The organism is Pusillimonas caeni (assembly GCF_003545815.1).
Taxonomy (GTDB): Bacteria; Pseudomonadota; Gammaproteobacteria; order Burkholderiales; family Burkholderiaceae_B; genus Pusillimonas; species Pusillimonas caeni.
Map to the genome: position 1 here is coordinate 77193 of NZ_PDUW01000011.1, position 17325 is coordinate 94517.

General features: G+C 65.4%; 17 protein-coding genes. 6 read left to right on the forward strand and 11 right to left on the reverse strand.

Features of this window, described 5'->3' with window-relative positions:
- Window positions 1-59: 59 nt before the first annotated feature.
- Window positions 60-1070 (forward strand): UDP-glucose 4-epimerase GalE, encoded by a 1011-nt coding sequence (gene galE, locus CSC67_RS19305; RefSeq protein ID WP_118996093.1) that lies wholly within the window; start codon window positions 60-62, stop codon window positions 1068-1070.
- 79 nt (window positions 1071-1149) lie between these two features.
- Here the strand turns inward: galE and CSC67_RS19310 are convergent, their stop codons facing one another.
- Complete coding sequence (locus tag CSC67_RS19310) at window positions 1150-2661, reverse strand: mannitol dehydrogenase family protein (RefSeq protein ID WP_118996094.1); 1512 nt, start codon at window positions 2659-2661, stop codon at window positions 1150-1152.
- 306 nt (window positions 2662-2967) lie between these two features.
- Here CSC67_RS19310 and lipA point away from each other — a divergent pair, with 306 nt between their 5' ends.
- Entirely contained in the window at window positions 2968-3969 is a 1002-nt protein-coding gene (gene lipA, locus CSC67_RS19315) for a lipoyl synthase (protein ID WP_118996095.1), read from the forward strand.
- Window positions 3970-4019: 50 nt separating this feature from the next.
- Here the strand turns inward: lipA and CSC67_RS19320 are convergent, their stop codons facing one another.
- Complete coding sequence (locus CSC67_RS19320) at window positions 4020-4568, reverse strand: cupin domain-containing protein (protein WP_118996096.1); 549 nt, start codon at window positions 4566-4568, stop codon at window positions 4020-4022.
- 58 nt (window positions 4569-4626) lie between these two features.
- Entirely contained in the window at window positions 4627-5712 is a 1086-nt protein-coding gene (locus CSC67_RS19325; protein ID WP_118996097.1) for an ABC transporter substrate-binding protein, read from the reverse strand.
- Window positions 5713-6031: 319 nt separating this feature from the next.
- Between CSC67_RS19325 and CSC67_RS19330 the strand changes: the two genes are divergently transcribed.
- A complete protein-coding gene (locus tag CSC67_RS19330; protein WP_118996098.1) occupies window positions 6032-7318 on the forward strand; it encodes an aromatic ring-hydroxylating dioxygenase subunit alpha in 1287 nt (428 codons plus the stop codon).
- 228 nt (window positions 7319-7546) lie between these two features.
- Window positions 7547-7777 (forward strand): hypothetical protein, encoded by a 231-nt coding sequence (locus tag CSC67_RS19335; RefSeq protein ID WP_118996099.1) that lies wholly within the window; start codon window positions 7547-7549, stop codon window positions 7775-7777.
- 31 nt (window positions 7778-7808) lie between these two features.
- On the opposite strand, the gene CSC67_RS19340 is transcribed toward CSC67_RS19335, so the two are convergent.
- The 6 genes from CSC67_RS19340 to CSC67_RS19365 are packed head-to-tail and all read right to left on the reverse strand — an operon-like array spanning window position 7809 to window position 13196.
- Entirely contained in the window at window positions 7809-8591 is a 783-nt protein-coding gene (locus tag CSC67_RS19340; RefSeq protein ID WP_118996100.1) for an energy-coupling factor ABC transporter ATP-binding protein, read from the reverse strand.
- Window positions 8584-9198 carry an energy-coupling factor transporter transmembrane component T family protein gene (locus tag CSC67_RS19345; protein ID WP_118996101.1) on the reverse strand — a complete coding sequence of 205 codons (615 nt, stop codon included), beginning with the start codon at window positions 9196-9198 and terminating at the stop codon, window positions 8584-8586. Before CSC67_RS19345 ends, CSC67_RS19340 begins: the two co-directional genes overlap by 8 nt.
- On the reverse strand, window positions 9195-9839 hold the full coding sequence (locus CSC67_RS19350) for an energy-coupling factor ABC transporter permease (protein ID WP_118996102.1): 645 nt from the start codon (window positions 9837-9839) through the stop codon (window positions 9195-9197). Before CSC67_RS19350 ends, CSC67_RS19345 begins: the two co-directional genes overlap by 4 nt.
- Before the next feature lie 25 nt (window positions 9840-9864).
- Window positions 9865-10344 (reverse strand): ABC transporter permease, encoded by a 480-nt coding sequence (locus CSC67_RS19355; protein ID WP_118996103.1) that lies wholly within the window; start codon window positions 10342-10344, stop codon window positions 9865-9867.
- A 36-nt stretch (window positions 10345-10380) separates the two neighbouring features.
- A complete protein-coding gene (locus CSC67_RS19360) occupies window positions 10381-11085 on the reverse strand; it encodes a DUF4198 domain-containing protein (protein ID WP_118996104.1) in 705 nt (234 codons plus the stop codon).
- 14 nt (window positions 11086-11099) lie between these two features.
- A complete protein-coding gene (locus CSC67_RS19365; RefSeq protein WP_118996105.1) occupies window positions 11100-13196 on the reverse strand; it encodes a TonB-dependent receptor in 2097 nt (698 codons plus the stop codon).
- Between the two features lie 324 nt (window positions 13197-13520).
- Here CSC67_RS19365 and nikR point away from each other — a divergent pair, with 324 nt between their 5' ends.
- Window positions 13521-14057 (forward strand): nickel-responsive transcriptional regulator NikR, encoded by a 537-nt coding sequence (nikR, locus tag CSC67_RS19370; RefSeq protein ID WP_118996106.1) that lies wholly within the window; start codon window positions 13521-13523, stop codon window positions 14055-14057.
- Here the strand turns inward: nikR and CSC67_RS19375 are convergent.
- On the reverse strand, window positions 14054-14983 hold the full coding sequence (locus tag CSC67_RS19375) for a LysR family transcriptional regulator (protein ID WP_118996107.1): 930 nt from the start codon (window positions 14981-14983) through the stop codon (window positions 14054-14056). The two genes, nikR and CSC67_RS19375, sit on opposite strands and share 4 nt — an antisense overlap.
- Window positions 14984-15118: 135 nt before the next feature.
- Here CSC67_RS19375 and CSC67_RS19380 point away from each other — a divergent pair, with 135 nt between their 5' ends.
- Entirely contained in the window at window positions 15119-15877 is a 759-nt protein-coding gene (locus CSC67_RS19380) for an SDR family NAD(P)-dependent oxidoreductase (protein WP_118996108.1), read from the forward strand.
- Window positions 15878-15882: 5 nt separating this feature from the next.
- Here the strand turns inward: CSC67_RS19380 and CSC67_RS19385 are convergent, their stop codons facing one another.
- Window positions 15883-17313: an aldehyde dehydrogenase family protein gene (locus CSC67_RS19385; protein ID WP_118996109.1), complete on the reverse strand. Its 1431-nt coding sequence runs from the start codon at window positions 17311-17313 to the stop codon at window positions 15883-15885.
- Between the last annotated feature and the right edge of the window lie 12 nt (window positions 17314-17325).

Consider the following 17325-nt stretch of genomic DNA (forward strand, 5'->3'; position numbering starts at 1 on the left):
TCCTCAACAATATTTCGGCCCCGCTTCGCTTCGCCGCGGAACGCGGCCGGTCCAGCAATATGGCATCGAATATTCTCGTCACAGGCGGCGCCGGCTTCATCGGCAGCCATACGGTGGTCGCGCTGCAGCAGGCCGGCCATCGCGTGCTCGTTCTGGACAATCTGTGCAACAGCAGCGCCGACGTCATCGACCGCGTCGCCCGCATCACAGGCGCCCGTCCCGGTTTCGTCGAGGGCGACATCCGCGACCCCGATATGCTGAAGCGCCTGTTCGCCGACCACGACATTGACGCCGTGCTGCATTTCGCGGGGCTCAAGGCGGTGGGCGAGTCCACCCGCCTGCCGCTGTCTTACTACGACAACAATGTCCATGGCAGTGTATGCCTGCTGCAGGCCATGCGCGAGGCGGGTGTGCGCACCTTCGTGTTTTCGTCGTCCGCCACCGTATACGGCGACCCGCAGCAGCTGCCGCTGGTCGAGTCGCATCCGCGCTCGGCAACCAATCCCTATGGCCACAGCAAGCTCGTGGTCGAGGACATTCTCGAAAGCGTGCACCGGTCCGAACCGGGCTGGCGCATCGCGCGCCTGCGCTACTTCAATCCGGTGGGAGCGCATCCCAGCGGCCTCATCGGCGAGGCGCCGCAGGGCGTGCCCAACAACCTCATGCCCTATGTGGCCCAGGTGGCCTCGGGACAGCGCCCGCGCCTGCAGGTGTTCGGCAACGACTACGACACGCCGGACGGCACCGGGGTGCGCGACTACATCCACGTCATGGACCTGGCCGAAGGGCACGTGGCGGCGCTGCGGCATTGCCTGCAATCCGAGGGCGACATGCTGACGGTCAACCTGGGCACGGGCACCGGCTATTCGGTGCTGCAGATGATCGAGGCCTTCGAGGCGGCCAGCGGAAGGGAGATCGCCTACGAGGTGGTGGAAAGGCGCCCCGGCGACATCGCCGCATGCTGGGCCGACACCACGCTGGCCTGGCGCGCCCTGGGGTGGCGGGCCGAAAAAGGCATCGCCGACATGTGCCGCGACGCCTGGCGCTGGGAAAGCGGGCGTTTCGAATAGGCGAGCCGGCGCCTGCAGATATTCACGGCGGACGCCCACAGCGTACCGGCACGGCGGCGCCCGCCCGCCGCTGAAGCGCTTACTGCACGCTGTCGGCCGCGTTGATTGCCGCCAGCGCCCCCGCGACGCGGTTTTCGAGCAGGCTTTGCAGCGCGGCGGTGATGCAGCGGGTGAACTCCATGTCCTGAGGCAGCGAGGCGCCGAACACGGCCTCGACCTGCAGCACCGCATCGACCAGATCGTGCGGGCTGGCCCGGCGTCCGCCGGCCTTGTCGACGGCGGCCAGCAGTTTGTCGCGCAGTGGATCGTTAACGAACAGTTCTTCGAGGCGCTCGTTCAGGCCCGTGAGGCAGCGTATCCAGGCCGCGACGACCAGGGCGTGGCGGTCGATGGGCAGGCCGTGGGCGAGGCGGGCCTGCATGGGCTGGATGATGCTGCCGGGCAGGACCAGGGTGCCGTCCATGGCCGATTGGGAAATGGAGCGCTCGACGGCGCTGTTGGTGAAGCGGCGCAGCAGGCGCGCCTTGTAGTCCTGCCAGCCGGGCTTGGCCAGCCGCGGCAGGGTGGCCGCCGCGTCGACCATCAGGTCGTCGATGAAGCGCGCCATGTCGGCCAGCTGCATGGCTTCGTGCGTGGTCCGGTATCCGGCCGCGCTGCCCAGGTAGGCCAGCGCGCATTGCGCGCCGCCCAGCAGGCGCTCGTGCATCTGCTCGTAGGGCAGGACGTGGGCGGTGAGGACCGCGCCCGCCTCTTCCCACGGCGGCCTGCCGGCGGAGAACCAGTCCTGGATGACCCATTGCGAGAAGGGCTCGGTGACGACCGGCGCCGCGTCGTGCAGGCCCAGCAGCGTTTCGACCTGAGCCAGGTCGCCGGCCCGCGCCGGCGGGGTGTCGCGGTCGACCAGCGAGCAGGGGCAGGCGTAGCGGTCGAGGAAGTGCTGCAGCAGATCATGGTCGCCCAGGTCGCGCTGCACGCGCTCGATGTAGTGCTCTAGCACGCGTTGCAGCACTTTGCCGTTGGCGGCCATGTTGTCGCAGCTGAGCAGGGTGAAGGGCGCAAGGCCCAGCCGCTTGCGCTGGTATATGGCCCAGGCCAGCAGGCCGATGGCGGTGCCGGCGTTCTGGGGCGAATTCAGGTCCAGCCGGATGTCGGGATCGTCCACGTCGAGGGCGTCGTGCACGGCATCGTAGCAGTATCCCCTTTGCGTGATGGTCAGCGTGACGATCTGGGTCTGTGGCGACGTCAGGGCGTCGAGCACGACCTGGCGTTCGTCCCGCAGGCAGGCGCTGCGGGCGATGCTGCCGATGATGCGCGCTTCGAGCTTGTCGTCGTCGCGCACCAGCAGGGTGTAGAGATTGTCTTGCGGCCCCAGCGCCTGGGCCAGGGCGGCGTTGCGCAGGCTGACGCTGAGGATGCCCCAGAGCGCTTCGCCGGCCTGCATGGCGTCGTCGGTGTAGACGGCCTGATGGCTGCGGTGGAAGGCGCCGGCGCCCAGATGGACGATGCGCGTGGGCAGGGCGTCGCGCGGATAGCCGGGGCGCGCGATGTGACCGGGTACCGCTTGCAGGCTTGCACTGGAGAGTCGTTCCATGGCGTCGGCTCCATACCGATAAGGGGGCGGTTTATGTTGGGGTTTATGTTGGTATCGACCGGCCCTGGGGTAGACCCCTATTATGAGACGGCTTACGGGGCAAGGCAAACGGTCGGGCCGCGTTCGGTCGGGCTCCGTTCGGCCGCGCCGCGCCGGTTTAGCTGCTTTGGGCGAACGGCGTTAAAATGAGCGCTGGCCGCGCGCCTCGTGTCGTGCTTGTCGGTGCCGGCCATTCCATTATGCGGCTGCCCGGCGCGGCCGCTTGTTGAACGCGAAGCCGCCGGTTTCGCACCTCGGGAACAGGTAATGACTACACCCCTCGATCGGCCCGCCGCCCACGAAGCGGCAGGCGCTGCACCTGGCTACGATCCGAGCCAGAAACAGAAGTCGCAAGCCAAGACCTCGCGCATTCCCATCAAGATCATTCCCGCCGAGCGGCTCAAGAAGCCCGAGTGGATCCGCGTCAAGGCGGCCTCGCCCGGTTCGCGCTTCTACGACATCAAGCGCATTTTGCGCGAGCACAATCTGCATACCGTCTGTGAAGAGGCCTCGTGTCCCAACATCGGAGAATGCTTCGGCAAGGGTACGGCCACTTTCATGATCATGGGCGATAAATGCACCCGCCGCTGTCCCTTCTGTGACGTCGGCCACGGCCGGCCCGATCCCCTCGACGTCGACGAGCCGCTCAACCTGGCGCGCACCATCGCCGCGCTCAAGCTTTCGTATGTGGTCATCACCTCGGTCGACCGCGACGATCTGCGCGACGGCGGCGCCGCGCACTTTGTCGAGTGCATCCAGAAGGTGCGCGAGCTGTCGCCCTCGACCCGCATCGAGGTGCTGGTGCCCGACTTCCGCGGCCGTCTCGACCGCGCGCTGGCCATCCTCAACGGCGGTCCGCCCGACGTCATGAACCACAATCTTGAAACCGTGCCGCGCCTGTACAAGCAGGCCCGTCCCGGCTCCGACTACCAGCATTCGCTCAAGCTGCTGTCCGAATTCAAGGCGCTGCACCCCGACGTGCCGACCAAATCGGGGCTGATGCTGGGCCTGGGCGAAACCGACGAGGAAATCCTCGAGGTCATGCGCGACCTGCGCGCCCACAACGTCGACATGCTTACCATCGGCCAGTACCTGCAGCCTTCCGAGCACCACCTGCCCGTGCTGCGCTACGTGCATCCCGACACCTTCGCCATGTTCGAGCGCGAAGCCTACGACATGGGCTTCACCCATGCGGCCGTGGGCGCCATGGTGCGTTCCTCGTACCATGCCGACGAGCAGGCGCACGCCGCGGGAGTCGACGCGCTGTAACTCGGCCGCGCCGCCTTGCGGCGGCGCGCCGTCCGGCGTTCCGCCGGGTTCTAGTGGTTGTAGTCGTCCTCGAGCTGCCGCGGCTCGAAGCCCTCGGCGCCGGGGGCGGGCTCTTTGGGCCGCGATATCACACGTTTCTGAAACAGCATGTTCATGAACATGTACATGGGCTTGGTCTTGATGACCAGGGCCCGGGCCGGCTTTTTCGGGTCGGCGTTGAAATGCTGGTGCACGCAGTTGCTGTGCACGATGGCCACGTCGCCCGCCTTCCAGTCGTAGCGGATGCCGTCATGGATTTCATAGCCCACGCCATCCAGAATGTAGAAGGCCGCCTCGTTCACGTGGCCATGCTTGCCGTTGCGCCCGCCCGGCGCGTATTCCTCCAGATGGATGTGCAGCGTCTGCGTGAGCCCGTCGGGCGGTTCGACATAATGGCGGCTGAATGACTGCGGCCCGTCCTTGAGCTTGATCGTGGCGCCCTTGATGACGCGGGGCGCGGATCTCAGGCGTTCGAGCTCGTCCTTCAGGCTGTATTCGCCGGCGATGGCGCGCAGGAAAGTGCGGTCCTTGGTGCTGAAGTGGTGCGATTCATCGGCCATGTCTCTTCCTCGTTTCGTAGGCTGCGCAAGGCGGCGCTGGAACGCCGCCCGCGCAGGTTCAACCTTGCTTCGAAGCGGCCTGATCCTTCAGGAACAGGTCTTCCCATATGGCTTGCCACTTCCGGGCCTCGTCCAGCACGATGACCGGGTCGATCATTTTGTAGGGAAACTTGTTGAGCGGGCTGTCGACGGCATTGCTGGAGGGAACGCGATTGCGGGCCTTGATGAGCTCCTGCCCTTCCCGGGACAGCATGAAGTCGGTGAACAGCAGCGCGGCATGGGGATGGGGCGCGTGCGCGGCGATGCCGATGGCGTTGGGGCGTCCGAAAGTGGGCGCCAACGGCTTCCAGCCCACCGGCGCGCCTTTCAGGCGCAGGCGCTCCACATTCTGGTTGTAGACCGTGGCGGCCATGGGCATTTCGCCCGCGGCCAGCAGTTCGGCGATCAATGTGTGGCCGGTGCGTATCTGCGGCTTGGTGGCGGCCAGCTTGCGAAAGTACTCCAGCCCCTTTTCTTCGCCCATGTTCTTGACGACGGCCGCGAACCAGTCGCTGTCGCCGGCTTCGATGGCGACCTTGCCGTGCCAGCGCGGGTCGAGCAGGTCGTCGTAGCTGCCGGGCACTTCGTCTTCCTTGACCAGGTCGGTGTTGTAGCCCAGTACGAAGAAGTTGAAGCGATCGGCCACGTAATGCCGATGTTCGGGAAAGGCGACGTCGGGTATGTCCTTGAAATGCGGGCTGAAGAAGGGGGTAAGAATCTGCTCGCGGTACAGGGCTTCCATTTCAGGGCCGTTGGTTTCGATGACGTCCGGCGAATAGCGGCCCGCACGCGCTTCGGTGACTGCGCGATTGAGCACTTTCTCGCTGCCCGCCCGCCACAGGGTGACCTTGACGCCCGGATACTTCTTTTCGAACGCCTCGGTGATGGGCACGGAGTCTTTCAGGTTCAGCGAGGTATAGATGACGACGGTGCCCTCTTTGCGGGCGCCCTCGAGCAGGCGCTGTTCGCGGTCCTGGCCTTCATAAGACAGGACCGCCCCGACTTCGTCGGGCGTGGGCCGGGCATGGGAGGCATGGAGGGAAAGCACAGCGCACAGGCTGAACAACATGAAGCTTTGGAACAGGTACAGCGGTCGTTTTTTCATTGCTTGTCTCCTGTAAGCCGCGTGGCATCATTGATTTTATTCCTTTATATGGAACATTGATCTATATAAAGGCACAAACGAATGTAGTCCTGGCCGTGTTCCCAGTCAACAAGAAATTGGCGCGGCGCTTCCTTTTCGACGGGGGATGGGCGCGCCGCCCGGTTCTTTCCGTATTGACAGACGGTTTTCTTCGGTGCTATCTTATCCCTATATAGGAACGCCGTTCTTTATAACGGAACAACGAAGGTCCAGCCCCTCGCCCGCAATAGGCGGCGCTCCTGCCAAAGGGATTTTCATTATTGCCGCGAGGAGAACAAGCATGGCAACAAAACAGGAACAGAACGAACTGCTGACGCGCACGGGGCCGGGCACGGCGATGGGTGAACTGTTTCGCCGCTACTGGCTACCGGCGCTGCTGTCCGAGGAGCTTCCCGAGCCGGACTGTGCGCCGGTGCGGGTGCAGTTGCTGTCCGAACGCCTGCTGGCGTTTCGCGACAGCAGCGGGCGCCTGGGCCTGGTGGACGAGTTCTGCGCGCACCGTGGCGTGTCGCTCTGGTTCGGGCGCAACGAAGAGGACGGCCTGCGCTGCCCGTACCATGGGTGGAAGTACGACGTGACGGGCCAATGCGTGGACGTGCCTTCGGAGCCGGTTGAAAACGGCTATGCCGCGCGCATCAAGCTCAAGTCCTATCCGCTGATCGAGCGCGGCGGCGTACTGTGGACCTATATGGGCCCGCCCGAACTGCAGCCCGAACCGCCCGAATTCGAGTTCTGCACCGTGGCGCCCGAGCGCAGCTACGTCTCCAAGCGCTTCCAGGACTGCAACTACCTGCAGGCCATGGAGGGCGGCATCGACTCCAGCCACGTGTCCTTCCTGCACAGCGGCGCGCTCAACCACGATCCGCTGTTCAAGGGCGCCAAGGGCAACCAGTACAACCTGGGCGACTACAAGGTCAAGTTCGAAGTGGTCGAATCGAAGGGCGGCCTGCTGATCGGCGCGCGCCGCAACGCCGAGAACGGCAATTACTACTGGCGCATCACGCAGTGGGTCATGCCCTGCTTCACCGCCATTCCGCCGCGCGGCGACCATCCCATCCACGGTCATTTCTGGATTCCCATCGACGAAGAGACCTGCTGGGCCTGGAGCTACGACTACCATCCCACCCGCGCCCTGACGCCCGAAGAACGCAAGGCGATGGAGGACGGCAAGGGCATCCACGTCAAGCTGATACCCGGCACCTATATTCCCGCGCAGAACAAGGACAACGATTACCTGATGGACCGCGCCGCCCAGAAGGCCGGCGTCACCTACAGCGGCATCGAAGGCATAGGCATCCAGGACGCCTCGCTGCAGGAAAGCATGGGCGCCATTGTCGATCGCAGCAAAGAAAACCTGGTGGCGACGGACAGCGGCATCATCATGGCGCGGCACCGCCTGCGCAAGGCGGCGATGGAGCTGCAAAAAGGCGTCCAGCCGCCGGGCCGCGATCTGGACGAGCAGAGGGTGCGCTCGGCTTCGATCGTGCTGCCGCCCGACGCGGTGTTCAAAGAGGCCGCCAAGGAAGCGCTCATCGCCAAGCCGGACGTGCCGGCGGCCTCGGTGTAGGCCGCGACAAAAATGGGTTGGGCCGCCGTCATGCCGGCTCTCCGCTGGTGCTGTCCTACCAGCCGGCATGATGCGATTTTTTTGCAGCGCATAAAAATGCCTGGCCCGCCGCACTCCCCAGGCCGGCCATGCCGCTATTTCATAATGTGCCGTCATAGCGCCTGGCGTTCCGCATAGAGGTATGTTACACTGCACTGCACAATTCCCTTGTACAGTTAGGAGTAGCATATGTCCGTCGTTACCATCGACGACAACGCCGGCGTGTCCCGGGGCAAGGCGACCAGCCTGGCTTCGCTCGCAGCCGCTCTTTTGGCCTTGATCGGCAAAGAATTCAAGCATGCTTTCAGCCATGGCGAGCCCATGGGCATCATTCAATCCCAGCTGGCGGCCAAATCGGGCAATGCCATCGTCTACGAGTGCGACAGCTGGCTGGGCTGGACGCGCACAGATCTCGACTGAACCATCGCGGCCGCGGGCGCCGCGGGGCGAGTCAGGAGCTTTCCCATTCATGCCCATGCAAATGGGTGTGCTCGCCGCTGCCGTGGCGGTGACGGTGCCGATGCGCGAGATTGCAGCGTTCCAGCAATTGCATGTCGCGCATCGCGGGGCCGACGGGTCCGTCGTAAGCCAATTGCCCGTTCTCGCCCAATACCAGGCAGCGTGAACCGAACTCCGCCGCCATCGACAGATTGTGGGTGCTGACCACCACGGTTGCCGTTGTATCCAGCAGAAAGTCCACCAGCCAGCCCACCGAGCGCGGGTCCAGGCTTGCCGAAGGTTCGTCCATCAGAATGACTTTGGGTTCCAGTATCAGTATGCTGGCCAGCGCCACCTTCTGTTTCTGGCCGCCCGACAGCGTGAACGGGGCTTGGTCCAGGATGGGCCGCAGACCCAACTGATCGGCCCAGTAGGCCACGCGCTCGTCCGTGTTCTTCCAGCCTAGGCGCTGCGGGCCGTAGGCGATTTCGTCACGCACCGTGGGGTTGAACAGCATAGCCTCGGGGTGCTGGAACAGCAGGACCACCTCCTGGCGGAAGCGCCGCAGCCATTGGCGGTCGGCCATGCTGGCCTTGTCGATGGCCCGGCCTTCGTAGCGGTAGCTGCCCCGGCTGGGCGTTACCAAGCCGTTCAGCAGCTTGAGCAGGGTGGACTTGCCGCAGCCGTTGGCTCCCAGCAATATGGTCTTCTCGCCGGGGGCCAAGGACAGGGAAATATCCTTCAACGTCTCGCGCGAGTCGGGCCAGCCGAAATCCACTCCTTGCAGTTCAATCATCGAAGCATCCCCTGGAGCGCATGGCCATGGCGGTGTCGGCCGCGCCGCAGACCGACTTGTCCAGCAGGTGCCCGGCCTGGGCGGCGGCATGGCGTCCTCGCGAGGCCAAGCTCGCCCGCACCGGGTTGCGGCTGGCGAAGGCGAGCCGGAAGTCCCGTATGATGCGCGTGAACGTGCCTATCTGGCCGACCGCCAGGGTGGCGACGAAGGCCAGCGTGCGCGAGAAGCCCAGCGCCCGCAACACATTGACGCGGCTGATGAACCAGAAACCCAGAAACACCAGCAGCACGACGCGTAGATTGATCATCAGCAGGTAGTGGCCGGAATAGCGGCCCTGCCACCACGCCACGGCGGCATAGCCCGCGCTGACCGCAAGATTGAAGGCCAGCACCGCCAGTATCGTGCGGCGCAGCAGCCGCCAGCGCGCGGGCCCCGCGGCGCTGATGGCGGCCGCCAGGGCGGCGGCCAGCCAGGCCGGCTGGTGAACGAAGGTAATGGCCACCACGCCGGCCAGATAGGCAGCCAGCCAGAACTGGGTCGTGGCGCGGCCCTTGAACGGCGACGGAGCGCGCAGCGCGGGGATTCTTTGCAGTGCTTGAGTCTTCATGCGGGGCACCAGTTTCGCTTGCGCGCAAAGCGCCATACGAATAATGTCAGCAGGGCTTCGCCCACGCCGATCAGGGCATGGGGCAGCAGCACGGCCGGCAGGACGATGGACAATCCGAACGGAAAGAACAGCGGCGCGCCGTCGGCGCCATGGGCGACGAGCGGTTGGGCGCCCAGCACCAGCGCCACCGCAAGGCCCGACGTCATGACCGACAGCCAGGCTGCCGCCACGACGGCCAGGGATTCATTCAGGCTGCGCAGGGCGTGGAAGGCGGCGACGGCCGACCAGGCGCCGACCAGTCCCATGGCCAGAGCATTGACGGGCAGGGCCGTGACGCCTCCCGCTCCGAACAACAGCGATTGCAGCAGCAGCACCAGGCTATAGGAAAGAAAGGCCAGCCTCGCGCCGAACAGCAGCGCCAGCATGGCGATGCCCAGCGCGTGCCCGGACGTTCCGCCCGGTATGGGCACCATGATCAGTCCCAGGCCATAGGCCAGCGCGGTCATCGCAGCCAGCTTGGGCACGGTCTGCTCGTCCAGCCGCCGGCGCAGGCCCTTGGCGGCCCAGAACCAGGCGGCCGCTGCCACGCCGTAAGCCGGCAGATAGGTTTGGGGAGAGAGGAAGCCGTCTGGGATATGCATGCGAAGGCCTTGCGGTAAGCCGTGGTCAGGGCTTGTTCTTCTTGCGGACGAACAGCTGCCATCCGGCGAATAGCACCAGGATGGCGGCCAGCCCGGCCAGGAGTTTTGCGGGTCTGCCCAGCGCCGCCGCGGCCGCCTCGTCGCCGGCCGCCGCTTCCGGCGAGGCGGCCGGCACTTGAAAGCGCAGGTCCACGCCATGCCCGTCGGCGGAAAAGGCGCGCAGGCGCATCGCGTCTTCCCGGCCCGGCAGGAACACGACCCGGCCATGAGCATCGGTGCGGCCGGTTTGCACCGGCGTCTTGCCGTGGCCGGCGTAGAGCTCGTAGGTTTCATATGAAAACGGTTCGCCGTCCGAGTACTCCAGCGTGACCGTCACGGCTTGCCGGCGCTGGATCTCGTTCACTACCTCATGGGCCCGCGAGGGGGCGGCGAAGATGAACGCCATGGCCGCCAGGGCCACGGCGCGGTGCGCGCCGTTTCGCATCAGGGAAAGCAGAATCGTCAAAAAAGCTCCTTTATGGGTCTACGCTGGATGGCGCGTTTACTGCGCCTGGAAGATCAGGTTGGCCGAGGCCGAGTACTCGTCGGCCCGGGGGTCGCCTTGCAGGGCTTGCTTGTGCATGACGGCCCACGCCTGCCTGCCGGCTTCCACGGGCAGGCTGGCCTTGCCCTGGGCGTCGGTGACCACGGGCTTGTCGTCGTCATGGCCGCGCATCAGCCTGGCGTCGGGCAGGGGCTTGCCGTCCCACAGCACCTGCACCGGCAGGGCGCCGCCGGCCTTCGGCGCTTCGCCGCCCTGCGGGACGATCTCGAGACGCTGGCCATGGGCCGCGGCCGCGGCCGGGCTGAAGCGCAGCACGGTCTTGCTGAACTTGACCGCATGGGAGGCGCTCAGCGCGCCTTCGGCTTTGTTCTTGGGAAGATTGACCGAGCCCTTGGTGGTCTTGCTCCAGTAGCCGTTGTCGAATTCCAGCATCAGCACGGCGGGCTCGCCCTGCACGGCGAAGTGCACGCCCTTGTCCGTGTCGTGGCGCGTGGTTTGCAGCGCCTGCCCCTGGGCGTCGAAGGCCTGGATCCGGCGCACTTTGTCGCCGGCATAGGCTTCCTGTTTGCCGAGATGCCCGTAGACAACCGTATAGCCGCCGTCCTGCGCCACCGGCCAGGCATCGTGGGCCTGCGCGCAAGGCAGCACGACCGCCGCGCCGGCAAGAGCCATGAGGGAGAGTTTGCCTATCAGATGTTTCATGTCGTTCCACCGGTTCAGAGATTGAGGTTGACGCCCACCATGAAGCTGCGGGGCGCGCCGGGGGCATACAGCTGCTGCCCGCCCATGATGAAGGAGTTGGTGCTGTAGTCGCGGTTGGTCAGGTTGTTGATGGCCAGGTAGAAGCGCTGGTTCTGGCCCCACAGCTTGCGTTCGTACGAAATAGTGAGGTCGGCGATGGTAAAGCCATCGAGCGTTTTTGACCCGTCGGGCGAGACCGGATAGCCCGAGTTGCGCTGCAGGGCCAGGTCGGCCGCCCAGCCGTTGTCGAAGCGATAGGTGCCGCGAAGCAGGGCGGTGCGCCTGGGCACGGTCGGTACCGCCTGGCCTTCGATGGCGGTGTCGGCGTGTTCCAGCACCTTGGTGTCCAGCCAGGTGAGGGCGGCGGAAAGGTCGAAGCGGGGCGTCACGGCATAGCTGACGTCCAGTTCGATGCCCTGGCGGCGGGTCTTGCCGAAATTCTCGTAGATGCCGTCTCCCAGGCTGCGCACTTCGTTCGAGGTATCGATGCGGAACAATGCGGTATCGATGAACAGGCCGTCCAGCGGCTTGAGGGTCAGGCCGGCTTCGATCTGGCGCAGCACTGTAGGGTCCAGCGCCTGCCCGTCGGGGCCGTAGCGGGCGTCGGAGGGCGGCAGCTGGAAGCCCTCTGAATAGCTGACCCGGGTTTCGACCATGGGCGACCAGGCGGACCGGATGCCTATCTTGGGACTGGTGTGCGTGTAGCGGGGCATATCGCCACAGGAAGTGCCGCCCAGGATCTCGTCGGGCTTGGCGCTGCAGTCGCCGGTCATGCGGTCGTGGCGCAGGCCCAGTATGGGACGGAACAGGGGCGAGAGGTTCCATTCGGCCTGCCCGTATACCGAGAAAGTCTTGCTGCCGTAATCCCGGTCCAGGTAAGGCAGCGTGCCGCTGGTGGTAAGCGCCGTGTCTTGCCGGTTGTCCAGGCCGTCGCGAAAGTGATAGCGGGTGGACTCGTCCACTACTTCGGTGCCCAGGATCCAGTTCAGGTCGTGTCCGGCCACGGCGTTCAAGCCGTTGAGGCTGACCCCGGCGCCCAGGACGTCGCGGTCGTAATCTTCTTCGCGCTGCCGCCATTCCGTCGCGGAAACGGGCCGGCTGAACGAACGGGTGAAGGTCTGGCGCGTGAAGTAGCCATAGGCCAGGAGGCTGACGTCGTCGGAAAGCGGCGTGCTCAGGTCGATGCGGCCGGTGTAGAAGTCTTTCTTGCCGCCGTCGTTCTGCACGCGCGGATCCTTGTCGAAGCGCCGGCCCGAACTGTCGTTTTGTTCTTCAGTGATGTAGCCGGCGGAGTCCCAGCGTCCCTGGTGGGCCCGGCCCGACACGGCGAGCGTGGTGCCGCCGCCCAGCTGGAAGCCCAGGCGTCCGGCGACGGTGCCCTGTTCTGTCTTGGATTGCTCGCGAAAGCCGTCCGAACGATAAAGCTGGGCGGCGAAGTTGCCTTCGTGGCCATCGCCCAGCGGCGTGCCCAGCGCGCCCTGCAGGTCGACCGTGCCGAAAGAGCCTGTCTTGAGATCGAGCTCGCGGTAGTCGCCGCCCTTGCGCGATTCGAAGGCCACCGTGCCGCCGCGATTGTAGTTGCCGTACAGGGCGGACGAAGGGCCTTTGAACACCGTCATCTGCTCGATCTCGAGCGGAATGATGACGTTCTGGTCGACATAGCCGTCGGCGTGCGACATGGCTTCGTTGAGGGGGATGCCGTCTATGACCATGCCGATGTCGCCGCCGTGGCCGCCGTTGGCGAAGCCGCGCATGACGAGATTGTCGGCCACGCCGCCCAGGCCCAGGCCATTCACGGACATGCCGGGCACCTCGCGGAACAGTTCCTGGATGTGTCCGGCGTGGCGTTCGCGGATGGTGTCCTGTTCCAGCACGTTGGCGGTGAAGCCGGAATTTTCGGGGGCGAAGCGCTGTCCCTTGACGACGAGACGGGAAAGCTGGACGGGCTCGGCCTGGGCGAGCAGCATCGGCTCGCTTCCGGTGTCCGGCGTTTCCAATGCGTGGGCGGTGCCGGCTCCAAGGGCGGCGCCCGCGGCCAGGACGGCGAGACGCAAGGGGGTGAAGTGCAGCAAGACGAGTCTCCTTTTATTCTGCTTCGCGCATGGCTCCCGCTTTCCCGATCCTTGCTGTATGAAGAAAAGATTTTTCTTCATACATATGCGCAAAATAAAAGCCAACGAATTGGCCTTTGCCGGTGTTTCTGGCGCTTGCTGCGGCGAAAATCTAGCAACGGCGGAACCGGATTTCCTCCCATCAGCATCTTTATGTTCTGATAAGTGGAACGTGGTTCCTTTATATGGTTTAATCGTACCCAAGCCGTCTTGACGCGTCAAGCACTTCTTTATGTGGTCTGCCTGAAATTTCATACGCGACCACACCTCTTCAAAGGAAAAGACATGGAGCGTTTCACGATTTCCCTCAGCGCGGAGCTGGCCCGCGAGTTCGACGAACTGATCCATGCGCGGGGATACCAGAACCGCTCCGAAGCGATGCGCGACATCCTGCGCCGGCACATCGAGGAACAGCGCCTACGGGTGCGCGAAGCCTCGCATTGCGTGGCCAATGTCAGCTATGTGTACAGCCATCACGAGCGCGAACTGGCCGATCGGGTCATCGCCCTGCAGCACCATTTCCACGACCTCGCCATTGCCACCATGCACGTGCATCTGGACCACGATCAGTGCATGGAAAGCCTGTTCCTGAAAGGTCCCATAGACCGGGTGCGCGCCTGCGCCGACCGCCTCACGGCCGAAAGGGGGGTCAGGCATGGAGGCATGAATCTGGTCCCGGTGGATATCCGTACGCACAGCCATGCGCATGTGCCGGACGAAAGCCACGCGCATGATCACGGCCATGGGCATGACCATGGCGAGGGTAGAGAGGAAGAGCCGGCCGCGGACCTGATGCACCAGCACACCCGGCCGAAATCCTAGACGGAATCGGGAGGCGGTTCGGACTGGAACTCGGCCAGGCACCGGCCGACCACATCTTCCAGCCATTCCATGAAAACACGCACGCGGGGCGGCACGCGGCGGTCGGGATAGAGCAGGGTCAGCGGCAGCGGGGCGGCTCTGTATCGGGGCAGCACCTCTACCAGATCGCCGCTCGCCAGATGCGCGGCGCCGCCCAGCAAGGGCGCCTGGATCATGCCCAGCCCGGCCAGGCAGGCGGCCATGTAGGCGTCGGCATTATTGACGGTGAGCACGCCGCCCATCTCCACGGCGCGGCTGCGGCCGCGCTCGTGGTATTCCCAACCCAACGGCCGGGCGCCCAGCACGCTGGCGTAGTGCACCAGGCGATGCCGAGCCAGATCTTCGAGCCGCTGCGGCGTACCGTAGCGGCTCAAGTAGGCGGGGCTGGCATAGTTGATCTGCGTCATGTGCCCCAGCGGGCGCCCCACCAAAGAGGAGTCGCGCGGCCCGCCGGCGCGCAGCACGCAATCGAAGCCCTCGCGCACCACGTCGACCAGCCTGTCGGTGCTGCTCAACTCGAGCGACAGGCCCGGATGCGCCAGAAGGAATTCGGGAAGGCGGGGAATCACCGCATGGCGGGCTATGCCCGAGGACATGTCGACGCGCAGGCGCCCGGCCAGTGCCACCGGCGTGCGCCGGAACATGCCCTGCAGGTCGTCGAGCCCGGCCAGGAGCTCCCTGCCTCGTTCGTATGCGGCCTGGCCTTCCTGCGTGAGCTGCACTTGGCGCGTGGTCCGCTGCAGCAATCGCGCGCCCAACTGGGCCTCGAGCTGCTGCACGGCCTTGGAGACAGTGGCTCGCGGCAGGTTGAGGGCCAGCGCCGCCTGGGTGAAGCTGGCCAGTTCGGCCACCTTCACGAATACCTGCAAGGCGTCCATGCGATTCATGACGCTATCCTTATTGTCTACACACTAACAACAGTGTAGTTCCAGAACCCCGGTTTATTGCCTTCATATACATCAATAGACTCGTATCCACGAGGTGCCGATGTGCGGCATCCGATCAAGCAAAAAGGAACCACCATGCAAGACAAGATCGCACTGATCACCGGCGGCAGCCGCGGCTTAGGCCGCAATACGGCCCTTCACGCCGCCCGCCGGGGCGCCGACATCATCCTCACCTACCGAAGCGGCGAACGCCAGGCGGAAGAGGCCGTGGCGGAGATCCGGGCCATGGGCCGTCGCGCCGCCGCCCTGCAGCTGGATGTTGCGGACGCAGCGAGCTTTGCCGGCTTCGCCGAACGGATCGGCCGGGAACTGGCCGCGCAGTGGCAGCGCGGCCAGTTCGATTTTCTGGTCAACAACGCGGGCATGGGCGTGTACGCATCCTATGCTGAAACCACACCGCAACAGTTCGATGACCTGGTGAATGTGCACTTCAAGGGTCCGTTCTTCCTGACCCAGGCGCTGCTGCCGCTGATTGCCGATGGCGGGCGCATCGTCAATATATCCAGCGGCCTGACCCGCTTCGCCCTGCCCGGTCATGCGGCCTACGCGTCGATGAAGGGCGCCATGGAGGTGCTCACGCGCTACCAGGCCAAGGAGCTGGGCGCGCGCGGCATCGCCGTGAACATCGTTGCACCGGGCGCCATCGAGACCGACTTCGGCGGCGGCGCCGTGCGCGACGACCCCGAGCTCAACCGCTACCTCGCCGGCCAGACGGCACTGGGCAGGGCGGGATTGCCGGACGACGTCGGCGGCGCCATCGCCGCCCTGCTGGGCGAAGGCAACCGCTGGGTGACGGCGCAGCGCATCGAGGTTTCGGGCGGGATGTTTCTGTAGCGGGATCAGGCCGCGGTATAAGCGGTCTTGACGATGGTGAAGAACTCGCGCGCGTAGCGCCCTTGCTCCCGGGGCCCGTAGCTGGAGCCTTTGCGGCCGCCGAAGGGCACGTGGTAGTCGACGCCGGCCGTAGGCACGTTGACCATCACCATGCCGGCCCGCACCGAGCGCTTGAAGTGGGTGGCATGCTTGAGCGAACGCGTGCAGATGCCCGAGCTCAGTCCGAACTCGGTATCGTTGGCCAGCGCCAGGGCATGTTCGTAGTCGTCGGCCGGGATCACGCTGGCGACCGGGCCGAAGATTTCCTCCTGCGCAATACGCATCGAACTGGCGACGTCGGCAAAGACGGCGGGGCTGAAATAATAGCCCTCGGTATCCCGTTGCAGGCGCTCGCCGCCGCACAGCAGCCGCGCGCCTTCCTGGCGACCGATGTCTATGTAGGACAGGTCCTGTTCGAGCTGGGACGCCTCGCTGACCGGGCCGATCTGCGTGTCGGGACGCAGGGCGTGGCCCACCCGCAGCGCCTGGGTGCGATGGGCCAGTTCGCTGACGAAGCGGTCGTAGATGCCGCGCTGGACGATGATGCGGCTGCTGGCCGTGCAGCGCTGGCCCGTGGAGTAGAAAGCGCCCTGTATGGTGCAGTCGAGCGCGACCTCGAGGTCGGCGTCGTCCAGCACGACCAGCGGGTTCTTGCCGCCCAGTTCGAGCTGCACCTTTTTCTGGCGGGCCGCCGCCTGCTGCAGCACCTGGCGGCCGGTGGACACGGAGCCGGTGAAGGTAATGGCCTCGACGCGGGGGTCTTCGATGAAGGCGGCGCCCACGATCGAGCCGCGTCCCATGACCAGATTGAACACGCCGGCGGGCAGGCCGCTGCGGCTGATGATCTCGGCCAGCGCCCAGCCCGAGCCGGGAACCAGGTCGGCCGGCTTGAACACCACGCAATTGCCATAGGCCAGGGCGGGCGCGATCTTCCAGGCGGGGATGGCGATGGGGAAGTTCCAGGGCGTAATGATGCCCACGACGCCGATGGGTTCGCGCGACACCTCGACCTGGATGCCCGGGCGCACCGATGCCAGCGACTCGCCTTCGATGCGCAGCGCTTCGCCGGCGAAGAACTTGAATATCTGGCCCGCGCGGCCCACCTCGGCGATGCCTTCGGGCAGTGTCTTGCCTTCTTCGCGCGCCAGCAGTTCGCCCAGTTCGCTCTTGCGCGCCAGCAGTTCGCTGCCGATCATGTCCAGCGCGTCGAAGCGCTGTTGCGGCGTGCTGAGCGACCAGGCGGGCCAGGCGGCGTGCGCGGCTTCCAGCGCCATGTCCACGTCGGCGGCGCTGGCGCGTACGTACTCGCCCACGACGTCGGACAGATCCGACGGATTGATGTTCTGCTGAACGTTGTCACTCCCGGTCCATTGTCCGGCGATCCAATTCTCGTGCATGGGGCGGTTTCC